General features: G+C 51.9%; 17 protein-coding genes. 8 read left to right on the top strand and 9 right to left on the bottom strand.

The window, feature by feature from the left end:
* The first annotated feature begins 59 nt into the window (after positions 1-59).
* The 4 genes from ACO0LI_RS17185 (at position 60) to ACO0LI_RS17170 (ending at position 4,222) form a co-directional block, all read left to right on the top strand.
* Entirely contained in the window at positions 60-512 is a 453-nt protein-coding gene (locus tag ACO0LI_RS17185; RefSeq protein WP_423033993.1) for a DUF6794 domain-containing protein, read from the top strand.
* 44 nt (positions 513-556) lie between these two features.
* Complete coding sequence (locus ACO0LI_RS17180) at positions 557-1,141, top strand: hypothetical protein (RefSeq protein WP_423033991.1); 585 nt, start codon at positions 557-559, stop codon at positions 1,139-1,141.
* 336 nt (positions 1,142-1,477) lie between these two features.
* The gene (locus ACO0LI_RS17175; RefSeq protein ID WP_423033990.1) at positions 1,478-3,235 is read left to right on the top strand and encodes a patatin-like phospholipase family protein; all 1,758 of its coding nucleotides are present in this window, start codon (positions 1,478-1,480) and stop codon (positions 3,233-3,235) included.
* 150 nt (positions 3,236-3,385) lie between these two features.
* Complete coding sequence (locus ACO0LI_RS17170) at positions 3,386-4,222, top strand: hypothetical protein (protein WP_423033988.1); 837 nt, start codon at positions 3,386-3,388, stop codon at positions 4,220-4,222.
* Positions 4,223-4,289: 67 nt separating this feature from the next.
* Here the strand turns inward: ACO0LI_RS17170 and ACO0LI_RS17165 are convergent, their stop codons facing one another.
* From ACO0LI_RS17165 to ACO0LI_RS17130, 8 genes are all read right to left on the bottom strand, one after another.
* Positions 4,290-4,877, bottom strand: coding sequence for a hypothetical protein (locus tag ACO0LI_RS17165; RefSeq protein ID WP_423033986.1), 588 nt, complete (start codon positions 4,875-4,877; stop codon positions 4,290-4,292).
* Positions 4,874-6,040 (bottom strand): M48 family metalloprotease, encoded by a 1,167-nt coding sequence (locus tag ACO0LI_RS17160; protein WP_423033984.1) that lies wholly within the window; start codon positions 6,038-6,040, stop codon positions 4,874-4,876. The genes ACO0LI_RS17165 and ACO0LI_RS17160 overlap by 4 nt, the downstream gene beginning before the upstream one ends.
* A complete protein-coding gene (locus ACO0LI_RS17155) occupies positions 6,037-6,744 on the bottom strand; it encodes a hypothetical protein (RefSeq protein ID WP_423033982.1) in 708 nt (235 codons plus the stop codon). Before ACO0LI_RS17155 ends, ACO0LI_RS17160 begins: the two co-directional genes overlap by 4 nt.
* A gap of 254 nt (positions 6,745-6,998) precedes the next feature.
* Complete coding sequence (locus ACO0LI_RS17150) at positions 6,999-7,703, bottom strand: hypothetical protein (protein ID WP_423033980.1); 705 nt, start codon at positions 7,701-7,703, stop codon at positions 6,999-7,001.
* Between the two features lie 43 nt (positions 7,704-7,746).
* A complete protein-coding gene (locus tag ACO0LI_RS17145) occupies positions 7,747-8,358 on the bottom strand; it encodes a DUF2946 family protein (RefSeq protein ID WP_423033978.1) in 612 nt (203 codons plus the stop codon).
* Complete coding sequence (locus ACO0LI_RS17140; RefSeq protein ID WP_423033976.1) at positions 8,358-9,314, bottom strand: YheT family hydrolase; 957 nt, start codon at positions 9,312-9,314, stop codon at positions 8,358-8,360. The genes ACO0LI_RS17145 and ACO0LI_RS17140 overlap by 1 nt, the downstream gene beginning before the upstream one ends.
* Positions 9,315-9,324: 10 nt before the next feature.
* Positions 9,325-9,756: a YybH family protein gene (locus ACO0LI_RS17135; RefSeq protein ID WP_162042498.1), complete on the bottom strand. Its 432-nt coding sequence runs from the start codon at positions 9,754-9,756 to the stop codon at positions 9,325-9,327.
* 15 nt (positions 9,757-9,771) lie between these two features.
* Entirely contained in the window at positions 9,772-9,981 is a 210-nt protein-coding gene (locus ACO0LI_RS17130; RefSeq protein WP_162042497.1) for a zinc-finger domain-containing protein, read from the bottom strand.
* Between the two features lie 450 nt (positions 9,982-10,431).
* Between ACO0LI_RS17130 and ACO0LI_RS17125 the strand changes: the two genes are divergently transcribed.
* The 3 genes from ACO0LI_RS17125 to ACO0LI_RS17115 all read left to right on the top strand — a co-directional run bounded on the left by ACO0LI_RS17125 (position 10,432) and on the right by ACO0LI_RS17115 (position 12,241).
* On the top strand, positions 10,432-11,169 hold the full coding sequence (locus ACO0LI_RS17125; protein WP_422953739.1) for an AzlC family ABC transporter permease: 738 nt from the start codon (positions 10,432-10,434) through the stop codon (positions 11,167-11,169).
* Positions 11,166-11,489: an AzlD domain-containing protein gene (locus ACO0LI_RS17120; protein WP_422953738.1), complete on the top strand. Its 324-nt coding sequence runs from the start codon at positions 11,166-11,168 to the stop codon at positions 11,487-11,489. The genes ACO0LI_RS17125 and ACO0LI_RS17120 overlap by 4 nt, the downstream gene beginning before the upstream one ends.
* A 365-nt stretch (positions 11,490-11,854) precedes the next feature.
* Positions 11,855-12,241 carry a hypothetical protein gene (locus ACO0LI_RS17115; RefSeq protein ID WP_423033974.1) on the top strand — a complete coding sequence of 129 codons (387 nt, stop codon included), beginning with the start codon at positions 11,855-11,857 and terminating at the stop codon, positions 12,239-12,241.
* Between the two features lie 147 nt (positions 12,242-12,388).
* On the opposite strand, the gene ACO0LI_RS17110 is transcribed toward ACO0LI_RS17115, so the two are convergent.
* On the bottom strand, positions 12,389-12,679 hold the full coding sequence (locus ACO0LI_RS17110) for a hypothetical protein (protein ID WP_423033972.1): 291 nt from the start codon (positions 12,677-12,679) through the stop codon (positions 12,389-12,391).
* Positions 12,680-13,345: 666 nt separating this feature from the next.
* On the opposite strand from ACO0LI_RS17110, the gene ACO0LI_RS17105 reads away from it, so the two are divergent.
* The gene (locus ACO0LI_RS17105) at positions 13,346-14,539 is read left to right on the top strand and encodes a phosphoglycerate kinase (RefSeq protein ID WP_423033970.1); all 1,194 of its coding nucleotides are present in this window, start codon (positions 13,346-13,348) and stop codon (positions 14,537-14,539) included.
* Positions 14,540-14,708 lie beyond the last annotated feature (169 nt).

Raw genomic sequence — 14,708 nt, 5'->3', positions numbered from 1 at the left:
TTGCCCGGGCGGCAATCAGCTCACCTGCCTGCGCCGCCAGTTTTTTACAGAGCACAAACATGAAAACAACAACAGGCAAGATGCATTTGGCTGTGATTGCAGCCGTGTTTTTATCCAGCGCTGCACAGGCGCAACTTGACGCAACGGCAGAACCGGGCAGGCCCAGCTATAACCCGGCAACCGCCATGTGCATGCGCACTGATGATGTCAATGACAAGACCTGTCGCTCCCGTCCTGATGCATCATCATGGCCTGCAAGTTGCGGGCAAGCAGTAAGCCAATTCCTGGCCAAGCTTGATGACAACAGCAAGCAGGCTTTGCGCAAGACAAAATACACAGAATTGAAAGACCATGCCGTTCTTTGGGGCATGCTCGTGCGCAACCGCTTTGGATTGTGGCGCGGTAACAGTGCGCTCATCGCTTCGTGCCTGGCGATGCGCCCTGGCTCGAGTGCTGATCCTGAAGATATTTCCTGGGTGATCGTCGAAGAGGGCTGGAAAAGACTGCAATAAGCCACCATGTAAGAGCGCTAAAGACAAACAAAAAGGAGCAAGGCATGACAGCAGTGAATGAAAAATTGCCAGAGATTTTTATTGCCGTCGATGTAGAGGCCGATGGGCCCATCCCCGGCCCGTATAGCATGATCTCTCTGGGCATGGCGGTAGCCGGGCATCCTGAGCTGAGCTTTTATACTGAACTTAAACCCATCTCTGATGAATTTGATCCCGCTGCACTGGCTGTCTCTGGCCTCGACAGGCAACACCTGATAGACCATGCGCCAGAGGCCGCAGTGGCAATACGTGCAGCTTATGACTGGGTGAATTCTCTGCGCAAGATAGGCCGGCCCGTGTTTCTGGCGGCACCGGCAGTGTGGGATGGCATGTATGTGCATTGGTACTTCATGAGATACGTTGGTGCCAGCCCCTTTGGCTCTACTGGCTCGGGCGTGGATTTGCGCAGCTACTGGATGGGCCTGACAGGTTGCGAATGGGTGGAAAGCCGCAAGGGCAAGATCAAATACGCGCTTAATCTTGAGGGTTTGCCGCATACCCACCATGCAGGTGAAGACGCAGCAGAGCTGGCGCAGGTGTTTGCGGCGGTACTGAAAAGCAGGAGTGACAGCTTGCCTGATGTTGCATAATCAGTGACTGCAGTGACTGATCGGGCGACCAGACTGCAGATCACAAAGCCATGGTTTGACACTCCCCATCGACAAGCAATTCACATCTCTCTGCACAAGAACTGTGAATACACGCAACACTCATCTTGAATAAAGTGACTTTTTTGTAAGCAAATGTTATCTTCGCTTTGTTTGTAAAAATGTCATCTCTCTGAAAAATCAGCCAGCTAAAGTGGAACATGTCCGTGCTCAACAGCAGGGCATGTCTCATCGTGCTGTCATCCCCATGCCGGTTTTTTTGGGAGAGAGGGCGCAAGTCATTTAATGATGCAGCCACTTATCATTGAGGAGTGTATTTTGTCTGAAGCAACTTATCCAGTTACGCCACAGGTGGCCGTTGACAAGATATTCCCGCTGACGCAGCCTGGGCCTGCTGCACATACCTTTGAGCTGGCTCTGGTGCTCGGCGGCACGGTGTCTGCCGGTTGTTATACAGCCGGGGTGCTGGATTTTCTGATCGAGGCACTGGATGCCTGGGCTGCGGCGATTGTACAAGATGACAAAGACAACCCCGGTGCGCCAACCGTGCCACGCCACAAAGTCTTGATCAGGGCGGTCACTGGTACTTCTGGCGGTGGTGTTAATGCCGTGCTGCTGTCACGTGCACTCAGTTATGTCTATCCGCCGGCGAGTGTACAGACCGCGCCTGAGTTGAGGGCAAAGAATCCGTTCTATCAGATATGGGTCAATGCCATCGATATAGACGGTTTGCTGGCGACCGATGATCTTGATGGCGCAACGACGATCACCTCATTATTGTCTGGCAAACCGCTTGCTGCAGCGGCTGCCAGTGGCATTTCATTTGACAGCGGGCAGGCTGCAGCGCGGCAATATGTAGCCAATCCTTTGCCGGTAATACTGACTTATACCAATGTCGCGGGCATCCCTTACAAGCAGATGTTTTCCGGCCAGACTGGCCGCGCCGAATACTTTGTCAATCACGCTGATTTTGTGCGCTTTGCCATTGATATCCAGGGGGCACTGCCAACACCACAATATGCGTTGGCGCCAGATAGTTTTGAGGTTGGTAATCAGACTCAGGACATGCTGGCCTGGTCTGGCATGTCCAGTTATGCGCTGGGTACGGCGGCTTTTCCTGTGGGTTTGCCTGCTGTGCAGATCGCCAGGCCAGCCGGGCATTATGCTTACCGCTACATCTTGCCGAATAGCGGGCAGGGCGTTTACAGCCCGCAATGGCTGGTGCCGGAATGGTCATTGTTTGTACAGCCCGATAGCGATGCAGGCAGCAAGTATGCGTTTGTTTCTCTTGATGGCGGTTGCACCGACAATGCACCGATAGGCCTCGCGCATGATGTGCTGGCAGGCATAGCACCAACCCGCGAAACCAGTGGCAGCACGGTCAACCGTGCCATCGTGCTGATAGACCCATTTACCGATGTGCCCAATTTTGCTGCCTTGCCCAAGGCCGATTTGGCGAGCATCCTGTTCCCCACCATTAATTGCCTGATCCAGAATAACCGTTTCAATTCAGCAGACCTTGCGGCTTTTACTGATGGCAGTGACTTCAGCCGCTTTTTGATCACGCCCAGTCGCAAGAATGCGAAAGGCGATCCACTGACAGGTGGCGATGCGATTGCCTCATCCGGCCTGGCGGCTTTCCTTGGTTTTTTCTCCCGGCAATACCGTGAACATGACTACATGCTGGGCCGCAGGAATTGCCAGGCTTTTTTAAAATCCTGGTTTACGCTGGAACCCGACAATGCCGTGTTCAATCCGCTTAAACCTCCGGCGGTAGAGACCCCGCCCAACAGCGGCAAGTTTGAGATTCCCATCATCCCCTTGTATGGTTCTGCCCTGGCTGAGCAGTCATCGCCCGAGATACCGGGCAAGTTTGACCCTGCCAGTCTTGAAGACCAGATAGAGGCGAGAGCAGACAAGTTGCTGCGGGTGGCCGCCCACGTCGATAGTGCTGGCTGGTTGGCACGGCAGGCTTACAAAGTGGTGATAGGCATAGCGAGCAGCAAGGCCGCAGACAAGGTAGTTAACGTGGTACAGGCTGCAACGCGGGACTCAAAATTGCTGAATCCCAAATGAATTTACCCAAATGAATTTAATTTGAATAACAAAACGCAGGAGCAATGCAAGGTCTGCATTAAGAAAACTTGTTAAGCAAATTTATTAAGAAAACTTATTAAGCAAACTTGTTGTACAGCTCCGTTGGCAACATCGAGAAAAGGATTCATCATGTTTGGTAGCCAGGTATTGGAAACGGCCATCGGTATCGCCCTGTTTTTTCTTGCGGTATCGCTGTTCGTGACCGCATTGCAGGAATTTATTGCCACGGTCTTGAAACTCAGGGCCAATACGCTTGCTTCTGGCATTGATGAATTGCTGGAGCAAAAAAAGAATCTTGACCCTGTCATACAGGCTATCGTCAATCATCCGCGGGTATCGCCGCTCGATGGCAAGCTCTCTTATATTTCATCGACCAGTTTTGCTGCGGCCACTATCCATGTGCTTGGTGGTGCAGGAGATGCTTCCAAAGATGCTTTCAACCGCCTTGATATTGCCGTGGATAATTTACCAGCCGGGAATCTGAAAAGCGTGCTGCAACTCGCCGTCAGCCGTGCCCAGGGTGATGTCACCAAGGTAGAGCAGGAAGTGGCCACCTGGTTTGATGAATCCATGGACCGCCTGTCTGGCCGTTACAAGCGCTATGCCAGCTACCTGAGCCTGGGCCTGGGGGCAATACTGGCCGTGGCCATGAAGCTCGATGCCTTTGCCGTTGGCAGCGCACTATGGGTCAGCCCTGTGCTCAGGGACCAGGCCGCCGCGGCTGCCGCAGCCGCCATAGAAAAAGGCGCAACGACAACCCCTGCCATCACTGCTGATGTGCTCACCATGTTTGGCTTTCAAAGTTTCTTCGCCAGCTTCCCTTGCGGCATGGCGCTGCTGGGTTGCCTGGTCACCGCATTTGCCGTCAGCCTGGGGGCACCTTTCTGGTTTGATTTCTTGCAAAGCATAGTCAAGATCAATGTGCGCGGTACTGGTGACAAGCCAGCAAAGGCGGATGGCAGCTGATTGCTTGCGTCAGGCAGGGGTAAAAATAAAGCCGGCATCGCCGGCTTTATTAGCTTACTTCAGTGAGTTAACCTATCCTTGCGCTTTGTACGATGCGCTTCACCCGCTCTATATGTCGTGGGTAAAACACCAGTTTTGGTGCCTGGTACATGATCGCATACAGTTGCCCGTTGACGACAGATACATCTGCGCTGCCAAGGATTTCGAGATTATCAAGCTTACGCAAGAGGCTGAATTCAAAATGAAAACCTTTGGTACCGCCAAACTGGCTGGGCTCCATTTTCAGTAATTTGAAGGTAGAACTGTCACGTGTCAGTGCACCTTCAAACAAGGCAATGATCTGCTCATTTTGCATGCCTGGTTTAAATGCGAACACTTTTTTATCCTTGTTCGATTCTTCTGGCGGGTGCACAGGCTCGCCATCCCGCAGGCCTGAATACACCAGCAGCTTATCTACCGGCAAACCTTCCATGGTCCAGGTATCGCGGTGTGGACCATTCATGCCACTGGCACTGACCTGGTTCCAGGCACCTTCCAGCGTGAGATTGAGTTTGTCGCCAATCAGGCGCGTGCCTGACTCTACTTTGGTTGTGGTGACGCAGGCACTTAATGCGAGTACCAGTCCCAGGACTGAGAGTTTCTTAAGAAAATTCATGTATTCAAATCCTCAATATAACTTTTAATCATGAGTGCATCTCCGGCTTCGGGTGCACTTTGCAGGTACTGTTCAAAGCATAGTTTTGCCTGGTCTTTATTACCTTTTTGACGCCAGATCAAACCCATGCCACGGTGTGTTTCGGCAGGTTCATTGCCTGCTGCGATGGCAGCCTGATACTGAGTCAGTGCCAGGTCAGCATCCTTATCCTGATTGCGCAAACGCAGTATTTCAGCCTTGGCCCACAGGTATTCCGCCTGTTTCACTTGACGCCCTGACAGACGCTCAAACAGGACCAGGGATTCGGCATAGCTGCCACGTTTGATTTCATCGACCAGCCAGTCATGCAGGAATGGTGCGGTACGCTCCAGCCATTCTTGCTGGTTATTGCTGCCCTGGGTATTGAGCAGCGCTGCATATTGCTCCAGCTTTTCCTTGCGCTCGTGGATGGGCGGGTGAGTGGCAAACATGGGACTGTTTTTAGCCGGGTCACCCAGCGGACCTGCCTTGCTCTCTTCACGCAGGTTTTCCCAGATTTTTGCAGCTTCAGTCGTATCATAGTGAGCGTTATGCAGCAGTACGATACCTATCCTGTCGGCATCGCTTTCATGCTCACGCGAAAACGAAAATTGCCCGGCAAGCAAACCGACCTGGCCCAGTGCACCAATCAAACCAAACAAACCGAGGAACTGCCCAAAGGCGGCACGGCTCTTGATGTCGCGCAAATTGGACAAGGTATGCCGCTCAAGGTAATGGCCTATCTCATGTCCCAATACAGAAGCCAGTTGCGCCTCATTGTCTGCACGCAGCATCAGGCCAGACCAGACTTGCATCATGCCATTTGGCGCCATGTTGGCGTTGAAATAATGATTCCTGACGATGTGCACCCGGATGTCCGGACAATGTTCTGGCGCCAGCTTGCAGGTCAGGGCTTGTACATATTGCGTGAACTCTTTGTCTTTCAAGACAAAGGGGCTGCGGCGCAATTTGGTTTCTTCCCTGTCCATCATGGACCACAGACCACCTTCGTCCGTGCTGATCTCAGGACGGATGAAACGGCCAGGCACCTGATACAAAGCCTGGGCGCTGGCGGTGATACTGCTCAGACCCAGGCTCAAGCCCAGGGTAATACAGAGCAGGTGTTGACCCTTGCGGTATTTCATGGTTTCACCGGGAACTTGTCGAGCAAGTTGTCCACGGTGTTTCTTGCCTTATCCAGTTCGCGCATGTCGCCTGAACCGCTGATCAATTTATTGAACCAGAGTATCCGGCCAGTGCGCAGATCAACCAGTGAGGCATAACCGACTTGCATGCCGCCTGTCAGGCCTACGCCAAAAATGGCCATGGCGATCATAGCAGCCTTGCGCTCGGCGCTGGCATAGCTATCCCTGACCCAGGTAAATATTGCATAGTCTGCCTGGGTTTTTTCGCGCAGGACTAGTACAGAATCTCCCAATGACCAGTCAAGCGCACCTGCCTTGGTCGGCAAGTATAACGAGGAGGAGCTGAAGTGGTGCAGGTTGATCGCCTGCGCAACTGCACCATGCAAGGCGTTGACCTCTGCAGTGGAGTCCGCATCCTGTGCATTGAGGGTGACAGTATTTAGGCCAAATTTATTCTTTTTCTCTATCAGGGCCTTGGCAAAATACCTGGAAGCTGCTTCAGTCCAGTCGGCCTTGGGTTCAGGAACGCCACCTGCACTCAGTGAATACAGTTCTATGTCACTGGGCATGATGAGTACAGTGCTGCCTTTGGGAATCTTGCTAAAACCCGGAGCAAGTTGCTCCACCGCCTGAGCTGATTGCATGGCTGCCAGCAGCATGAGGCCAAAAAAGGCAAAAGGCGCGAAGGTTTTGCGTATAGACATGGATGGAATCCAGAAGAAAAAAGTGCCATATCTTATCAGCGCACCTCAATAAAATACAGTTAAGTTTGTGTGACAGGCGCTGGGGATAGACGCAATTCTTTGTGAAGATTGCGTTTGATCAAGAGTGTTTTATCCTGCAGCAGAGGTCTGCCGTGCAATGACTTGTGTGGCATGAAAATGCTGAATTACCCGCACGCTCCTGCTTCAATATCAGGCATCAGTATTGATGACGGTGGCGCTTGTTTTTTGTGCTTCTATTTGACCACAGGCGGCCCATAAACCGCATTCGCCCATCCTTCTTTAATCATGGGCAGCATATTTTTAATGTCCGGGTCGTTTGATCTGAGTAAATTACCGGTAAATGTTCCGCTGAAGAACACGGTGTCGTCAGGGCGGTAGATGAAGACAAAATCAGTACCTGCGCCTTTGCGGTCATTGACAGAATTCTTGGGAAAGACATTGTAATGTACCGCTCGATACAGAATCTTTTTGTACTCGTAAGAGTAACTTGCGCGGATGGTTTGGCCCTCGAACATTTCCTCTACCTGTGCGCGACTGGCTCCAGCCTTCAAATCGGTGACTGGTATAAAACCCATCCAACTGACGGTTTTGCCTGACAATTTTTCTACCACCTCAGGCCGCCAGAGCTTGTCCTGATAACGCGGAACAATGTCATATTCCTTGCCAGCCTCAAATATGACATACATGGCGACGGCATCTCTGGAAGTCTTGCTCTGAATGCTGATGACGTGTTTGCCAGGTAATGTAAGTGCTTCATTGCTTGGCAGGCCTTGTGGACCCAGTTCATCTATAAAATTAATAATCGCATCAGGATTATTGATTTTGGCGAGTTGTTCTGGTGGCAGTTTGGGGCCCAGGTATAAATCAAGTGCTGTTGCACCAGAGGCGTTCGCGATGACAAAAAGCGAGCCCAGGAATAAAGACAGGTATCTGTTCATTTTTATATATGTTGGCAGAGCAGGATAGTGTGTTTGCGTTGGCTTAATTACTGTTTTCTCTGGGGCGCGCCACAAAACCAAATTCCCGCATCAATTGCCCCTCTTCACAGCGCTGCACTTCTACACATAAACCAGGCATGCCGGGCGGGCGCAATTGCAATTCGCCAGGTGTGCTTGCATCTTCCAGCCACTGCAATAGTGCTTCATCACTGACTGGCTTTTCGCCCAGGGTCAGCCAGGGCAGGCATAGCGCGAGGTCGCGGTCATCAAGCTGAGCCAGGATATTGCCGCTGCTGAGTTGCAGCCTGCCTTGCGGGTCAAGAAAGGCGAGTTCGGGTGTGAAAGCCATCTCTCCATGCTGTAGCACTAAGCTACAATTTACCGTGGTGTTGGCGATATAAGGTGTGGCTTCCAGATCGACATACACGCGCTGCGGGCCATTCTGAAAATACCAGCAACCCTCTTCATTGCATAAATAATTGCGGGTGATGAAAGCCAGCAGGGCGGCATTGCGTATGGGGTCACCCTGCAGGTTCAAGGCCTGGCTGCGCTCGTCGCGCATGCGCCAGTTGCCGCGTGCATCGAGTGCCAGCCAGCCGTAGCAATGCGGTACATTCGGCCACTTGGCCATGGCTGCCTTGACGATTTCATCCATCAGCTATTCGCCTCAAAAAATTGCAGTATCTTTTGCGGTAACCAGTTCAAATGGCCTGGTACCTTGCCTGCCGCAAACCCTACATGGCCGCCATGATCAGGGTAATCCAGCGTCACGCATCTGGCCGCCTGGGTGGGTAAATGCTGCTCGGGCAGGAAAGGGTCATTTCTGGCGTTCAGCACCAAAGTCGGTACCGTGATGTCATTCAGTATAAGCTTGGCACTGGCTCTGTGCCAGTAATCATCAGTATCGAGATAGCCATGCAGCGGGGCAGTGACGACATTGTCAAACTCGTACAGGTCACGGGCATTGAGCATAGCATCACGGTTGAACAGGCCAGGGAACTGGTTGAGCTTTTGCAGGCACTTGGGTTTGAGTGTCTTCAAAAACATGTGGGTATAGATCATGTTGAAACCGCTCGACAGCGAAGCACCACCCTGCGCCAGATCAAGCGGGGCAGAGACGGCGCAGGCTGCATTGACGATATCCGCATGATGTTGCGATTCACCTAGCCAGCGCAACAGCGCATTGCCACCGAGAGAAACACCCGCCGCATAAAACTTGCCACCATCATGACGATGATGGAATTGCTGGTACAGGCGCTCTATGATCCAGTCTATCTCTTGCGCATCACCAGAATGATAAAAGCGTGGCGCCTGATTCAGCTCGCCCGAGCATCCCCGAAAATGCGGTACCGCACCCGACCAGCCTTTTTCAGCAAGGGCAGCCATCATGGCGCGCGCATAATGGCTGTCGCTGGAACCTTCAAGACCATGGAAAAGCACGACCATGGGTTTGCCGGGTTCGCCATCAAGGAAATCGATATCGACAAAATCATTGTCCGGCGTGGTCCAGCGCTCGCGCCGCAGCGGTGTCACGGGCTTGTTGATAAACAAGGCCGGGTAGATGGTTTGTAAATGGCCACCGGGTAACCAGCGAGGGGAGATGTATTTCATGCAAACTTCATCAATGCAGGGTGCTGGCCTTGAACATGTCCAGCGGTGGTTTGCCAGACGCGACCGAGGCGTGGTGCATGGTGATGCGCCAGCCACGTGGAGTCTTGACATACACATTGGTGGCCAGGATATGTACATCCTGGCTGCCGTCGCTGGGGCGCTGGAATTCTTCGACGATGCTATGGACTGCTGTCAGCATATTATGGGTCGCATGCAACTGCAAAGGACGTATCTGCACACTGCCGCGCTCGAAGATCGCTTCCCAGGAACTGCGTATGGCTGCATGGCCTATCAGCCTGGCTGCACCGGGGTGGATGCAGACGATCTCTTCATCCTCGGCCCACAGGGCCATCATGCCATCGAGATCGGCACGGCTCAGTGCATCATAAAAAGCCGCCTCAACTTCGTCGGCACTGCCATTCAGCTGTTTTTTAGCGGCCATGATAGGGGTGGTGGATTAGTGGGCTTTGAGCACTACGCCTGCTGCCAGCTTGTATTGCGTGCCGCAGTAAGAACAGGTGGCTGTGCCGCCATGCGACAAATCAAGATAAACACGTGGATGCGAAGACCACAGCGGCATGGCCGGGTTAGGGCAATGCGCAGGCAAATCCGTGGCTTGCAGTTCGACGATGTTATTGGTTGTGGCTGTGCTGGCTGTGGTGGACATGGGGACTCCGTAAATAAAAATGGTGCTGGAAGCAGGCGCGCACAGGCTGGCGACGCTGGGTTGCTCCCGAATTAAACATTGCCAACGGGATTTTAACGGATTATGGGGTGGCTGGGGGTATTCGTGCGGGTGGGTGGTGGTGCTGTGTACTCTGTGATTTTGCATGACCCAAAAAAATCGTAGGTTGGGCCGGGCCCTGCCAATATGTAGGTTGGGCTACGCCTCATCAGCCCAACACTCGGCGCTTAAATACCGTATACGTTTGCAGAAGCCCAGTGTTGGGCTGATACCCCGCAGCCCAACCTACGAAATTGCATTGCATGAAATTTAAAATTGTTTGCGCTTGCCAGGATTTGAGAATTTATCAATCTGCTCACAAAATCAGCACCATCGGCAAGCTTTTTGTTTCCAAGTTACAATGATGCACTTTCCCGCTCTATCTACACTCTCATGTCATTTGAATCAGACAAGGCCGCGATCAAGGAAGGTTTGAGAGTAGGAGCACCCACCTGGTTTGGTATAGGTGCCTGGGGAATGGTGGTTGGCGTTGCCATGATCAAGGCTGGCCTGACGCTGCCACAAGCCATGGGCATGACCCTGCTGGTCTTTGCCGGCTCAGCCCAACTCGCTTCACTCCCTCTGATTGCCGCACACGCACCAGCATGGGTGATTTTTGCTACGGCACTGGTCGTGAACCTGCGGTTTTTGATTTTTTCTGCCATTCTCGCTCCCCATTTTGCGCACCTGCCCTGGCGTACCCGCGCCTGGCTGGGTTTTATGACAGGCGACATTTCTGTCAGCCTGTTCATACAGCGTTATCCTGAATTTATTGAGGAAAAAGGCAAGCTGGCCTATCTCAAATCCTTGGTCTTCCCGAATTGGGGCGCCTGGCAAACTGGCTCTCTCATTGGCATCTTGCTGGGCAGCCAGGTGCCGTCAAGTTGGGGTCTGGGCTTTGCCGGTACCCTGGCCATCCTGTGCATCATGCTACCCCTGATCATCAACCGCGCTGCCTTTGCCGGTGTCGTTGTGGCTGGCATCGTGGCCCTGCTTGCAGTGAATCTGCCCTACAAACTAGGTCTCTTGCTGGCCGTCTTGCTCGGCATGGGTACGTCCATGATGCTGGAAGAATATCTGGACGGTAAAAAAGTAGCCGCCGCTGGCAAGAACAATGGGGAGCAAGAATGAGCGATTGGGAAATCTGGCTAGTCATAGGCCTGCTGACTCTCGCCACCTTCATCGCCCGCAGCGGCTTCTGGCTGGTGGGGCATCACATCAACCTGCCCAAGCGCGTGCAGGAAGCTTTGCGCTACGCCCCCGCCTGCGCACTGGCCGCGATCATTGTGCCAGACCTGTTGCTGACCAATGGTCAGATCGAAGTCGGTTTGCAAAACCCGCGCCTGCTGGCGGGTTTGCTGGCAACAGCTTTCTTTTTGGTGCGCAAGAATATGTTGCAGACGATATTTTTTGGGATGGCGGTGTTTACTTATATTCGGTTGGGGTTGTGAGGTGAGGGGCTATGTTCCTGCCCGGTGCCAGGTCATGCAATCATGCGCCATATCGCAGCTCTGCTTGATCATAAACGGCTCCCTTTGCGACGTCATTCCTGCCAAAAGCATGCATGAATGACGTAATGATGAAAGGGGCTGGACGAACACGTTCCCGCTTCGGTTGCGGTCGTTCGGTTAAGTTAACCATTGCAAGCGACATGGTAAATTGATCGAAAAGACAATAAAAGAAAGCAAATACTGATTATCCATCCATACACCCTGGCTTCAATCCGTGTTCGCGTATCGCTCGATTTTCAAGTAGTTATTGTTTAATTTTGCCGCGTTGTGCAGGATAATGGGTGACCCAGAACTAGACTCATCGCATGACTAACACTTACTACAATCCAGATCAAGCTCAGGATCGCGAAACATGGATGGCGCTATCCCCGGCTGATAAAGTGAGGGTTGCAAAAAATTATCACGATTCAATCCGGGTGAAGGCATCCAAGCAGCATGCCTACCTTCATGTGTTCGTTGAAGATCAGATTGCTCATGGTGTCAGACCTGTTGTCTGGGCAATGGAGCGATTGCAAAGAAAAGGAATGCAGCGCCATGAAGCGATACACGCAGTTGCGGCTGTCTGTGCTGCGCACTGGCAAAGAATGTCACTCTCATCAATTGAAAATGATCAATCAGCAATTCAATTACGTCTTAATGCTGAGCTTGATGCATTGCCTGCCGATGACTCGAGTAAACCAGTAGCTCGATAAAAATCATTGTGAAATAATTTGATACTTGGGATTTGTTTTCAATTAACCGACTTTTCACTGTCTGTCATGTACAAACTGCGGTTGCGCATGTGAGATGCGGACTTCAAAAACATTGGCGACAAGCTACATTGCTATCTTTCGTGGCCACTATTGGTCAAACATTCCGGCATACCAGTGCCAACTCTTATCCTTCAGCCACGCAAATTTGCTTCGCTCCGCGAGTACGCCAAGTGGTTTTAAATTGATCTGGTAACGACTCAATATCCCTATCAATTCAAACAGCGAATCACGACCAAGCCCTCTCAGTTCAAAATCGATGATGAGTGAGCGCCCAACGCCTTGTATTGATTTCAAGGCCGATATTTCTCTTAGCGCCATGAAAAAACGTGATTCGTCTTTTTCTGTATAGAATTTTGTGAGTTCAATTTGAAGCTTCATTGTCAGCAGTGCTTACTTTGATGAAAGTGAGATTCCTAATAATTATTGTAGTAATTTTGACTGTACTTTATGGTGGATAAACCTAGCACAATAGTTTGCCACGAACGCCTCTGGAGCGCCAGCCAGGTGGATTCCTGCCAAAAGCACGCAGGAATGACGTAATTATATGAATGGTTTTGCTTGTATGTGGCAGCTTCGGCTGTGGATATTCGTTTGATACATGCAAATCAACAAAAGTATTTGGCATGCTAAATTAACAAAAATCATATAAAAGCACGAACGTACTGATTCCCCACCAAACCCCATCCATCTCCGACCAAACCCACCCGCCATCCCCAGACCGAAGTAATTCCATCAAATAAATGTCAATTTATTATTAAATTTCACATTAAACGCGCAAAACCCGCGCAAAACCGTATGGTCTGCAAGCGGGCTTTGGTAAAATAGCGGGCTGGGGACTTATGCAATACTGGACTTATTTGGACATATCCACAGGGCTTACACAAGATTGTTCCGGCCATGCACCAACATGGCGCGACAGCGGTTTTGCGTAAGTCTTGAAATATCCCGGCGTCGTGTTTTGTCAGGCTTTGCCATGTGCAGCATCATGGCTCATGGCTAGCTGAGACAGGGGCGCCACCCTTCAACCGCCAACTCCATATCACGATGCAATTCAACCGACTCAGTGACCTGATCGCAGCAAACCAGCTCCAGGGCAAACGTGTTTTCATCCGCGCCGATTTGAACGTTCCTCAGGACGATGACGGCAATATTACCGAAGATACCCGTATCCGCGCCTCAGTCCCGGCGATACAGCAGGCTTTGCAGGCAGGTGCGGCTGTAATGGTGACTTCGCATCTTGGTCGCCCGACTGAAGGTGAATTCAAGGCAGAAGATACACTGGCACCGGTTGCCAAGCGCTTGTCTGAATTGCTGGGCGTGAATGTAGAACTCAAGCAAAACTGGGTTGATGGCGTCGATGTCGCTGCTGGCCAGGTGGTCTTGCTGGAAAACTGCCGTGTCAACAAGGGTGAAAAGAAAAACGACGATGCGCTGGCGCAAAAGATGGCTGCCCTGTGCGACGTATATGTGAATGATGCCTTTGGCACTGCCCACCGTGCAGAAGCAACTACCCACGGCATCGCCAAATTTGCCCCTGTCGCCTGCGCTGGCCCGCTGTTGTCTGCCGAGCTTGATGCCCTGGGCAAGGCGCTGGGTCAACCTGCGCGCCCACTGGTGGCTATCGTGGCTGGCTCCAAGGTATCCAGCAAACTGACTATTTTGAAGTCCTTGGCAGACAAGGTTGATAACCTCATCGTCGGTGGCGGCATTGCCAACACCTTCATGCTGGCATCTGGCCTCAAGATAGGTAAATCCCTTGCAGAAGCTGATCTGGTGGAAGAAGCCAAGGCCATTATCGACATGATGGCCAAGCGCGGTGCGTCAGTGCCTATCCCGACTGATGTAGTGTGCGCCAAAGAATTTTCGCCAACGGCAGTGGCAACCGTCAAGGCAGTGGCAGATGTGCAGGACGATGACATGATCCTCGACATCGGCCCGGCAACCGCAGCCTTGCTGGCAGAACAAATTAAAAAATCAGGCACGATAGTCTGGAACGGCCCGGTGGGCGTATTTGAATTCGACCAGTTCGGCAACGGCACCAAGGTGCTGGCCCAGGCAATTGCCGATTCTGCAGGCTTCTCGATTGCTGGCGGTGGCGACACCCTGGCCGCAATTGCCAAGTATAACATCGCTGATAAAGTAGGCTATATCTCCACAGGCGGCGGCGCTTTCCTCGAGTTTTTGGAAGGCAAAACCCTGCCAGCAGTAGAAATTTTGTTGCAACGCGCGGTAAAGTAAATTCAAGGTCAAGATCAAATTCAAGACCATTAACCACAGAGGTACAGAGGAAGGAAAGACTGCTTGCAAGCAGTCTTCGTTACGCGGGCGAGTGGCATGCCACTCGAATTCCCCGCTACACCACAGAGAAAGGCAAGAGAAAACCTTGAAATGACTGAATCTGTAATGA

Origin of the sequence: Undibacterium sp. Tian12W (assembly GCF_049339405.1) — a bacterium.
GTDB lineage: Bacteria > Pseudomonadota > Gammaproteobacteria > Burkholderiales > Burkholderiaceae_D > Undibacterium.
The sequence above is the reverse complement of the archived record's forward strand: the minus strand, read 5'-3'. Positions and strand labels throughout refer to the sequence as shown.

Excerpts from the sequence above, each read along its gene's own strand:
- ACO0LI_RS17185 (WP_423033993.1), top strand. The coding sequence starts at position 60 with ATGAAAACAACAACAGGCAAGATGCATTTGGCTGTGATTGCAGCCGTG.
- ACO0LI_RS17180 (WP_423033991.1), top strand. The coding sequence starts at position 557 with ATGACAGCAGTGAATGAAAAATTGCCAGAGATTTTTATTGCCGTCGAT.
- ACO0LI_RS17170 (WP_423033988.1), top strand. The coding sequence starts at position 3,386 with ATGTTTGGTAGCCAGGTATTGGAAACGGCCATCGGTATCGCCCTGTTT.
- ACO0LI_RS17165 (WP_423033986.1), bottom strand. The coding sequence starts at position 4,877 with ATGAATTTTCTTAAGAAACTCTCAGTCCTGGGACTGGTACTCGCATTA.
- ACO0LI_RS17160 (WP_423033984.1), bottom strand. The coding sequence starts at position 6,040 with ATGAAATACCGCAAGGGTCAACACCTGCTCTGTATTACCCTGGGCTTG.
- ACO0LI_RS17155 (WP_423033982.1), bottom strand. The coding sequence starts at position 6,744 with ATGTCTATACGCAAAACCTTCGCGCCTTTTGCCTTTTTTGGCCTCATG.
- ACO0LI_RS17150 (WP_423033980.1), bottom strand. The coding sequence starts at position 7,703 with ATGAACAGATACCTGTCTTTATTCCTGGGCTCGCTTTTTGTCATCGCG.
- ACO0LI_RS17145 (WP_423033978.1), bottom strand. The coding sequence starts at position 8,358 with ATGGATGAAATCGTCAAGGCAGCCATGGCCAAGTGGCCGAATGTACCG.
- ACO0LI_RS17140 (WP_423033976.1), bottom strand. The coding sequence starts at position 9,314 with ATGAAATACATCTCCCCTCGCTGGTTACCCGGTGGCCATTTACAAACC.
- ACO0LI_RS17135 (WP_162042498.1), bottom strand. The coding sequence starts at position 9,756 with ATGGCCGCTAAAAAACAGCTGAATGGCAGTGCCGACGAAGTTGAGGCG.
- ACO0LI_RS17130 (WP_162042497.1), bottom strand. The coding sequence starts at position 9,981 with ATGTCCACCACAGCCAGCACAGCCACAACCAATAACATCGTCGAACTG.
- ACO0LI_RS17125 (WP_422953739.1), top strand. The coding sequence starts at position 10,432 with ATGTCATTTGAATCAGACAAGGCCGCGATCAAGGAAGGTTTGAGAGTA.
- ACO0LI_RS17120 (WP_422953738.1), top strand. The coding sequence starts at position 11,166 with ATGAGCGATTGGGAAATCTGGCTAGTCATAGGCCTGCTGACTCTCGCC.
- ACO0LI_RS17115 (WP_423033974.1), top strand. The coding sequence starts at position 11,855 with ATGACTAACACTTACTACAATCCAGATCAAGCTCAGGATCGCGAAACA.
- ACO0LI_RS17110 (WP_423033972.1), bottom strand. The coding sequence starts at position 12,679 with ATGAAGCTTCAAATTGAACTCACAAAATTCTATACAGAAAAAGACGAA.
- ACO0LI_RS17105 (WP_423033970.1), top strand. The coding sequence starts at position 13,346 with ATGCAATTCAACCGACTCAGTGACCTGATCGCAGCAAACCAGCTCCAG.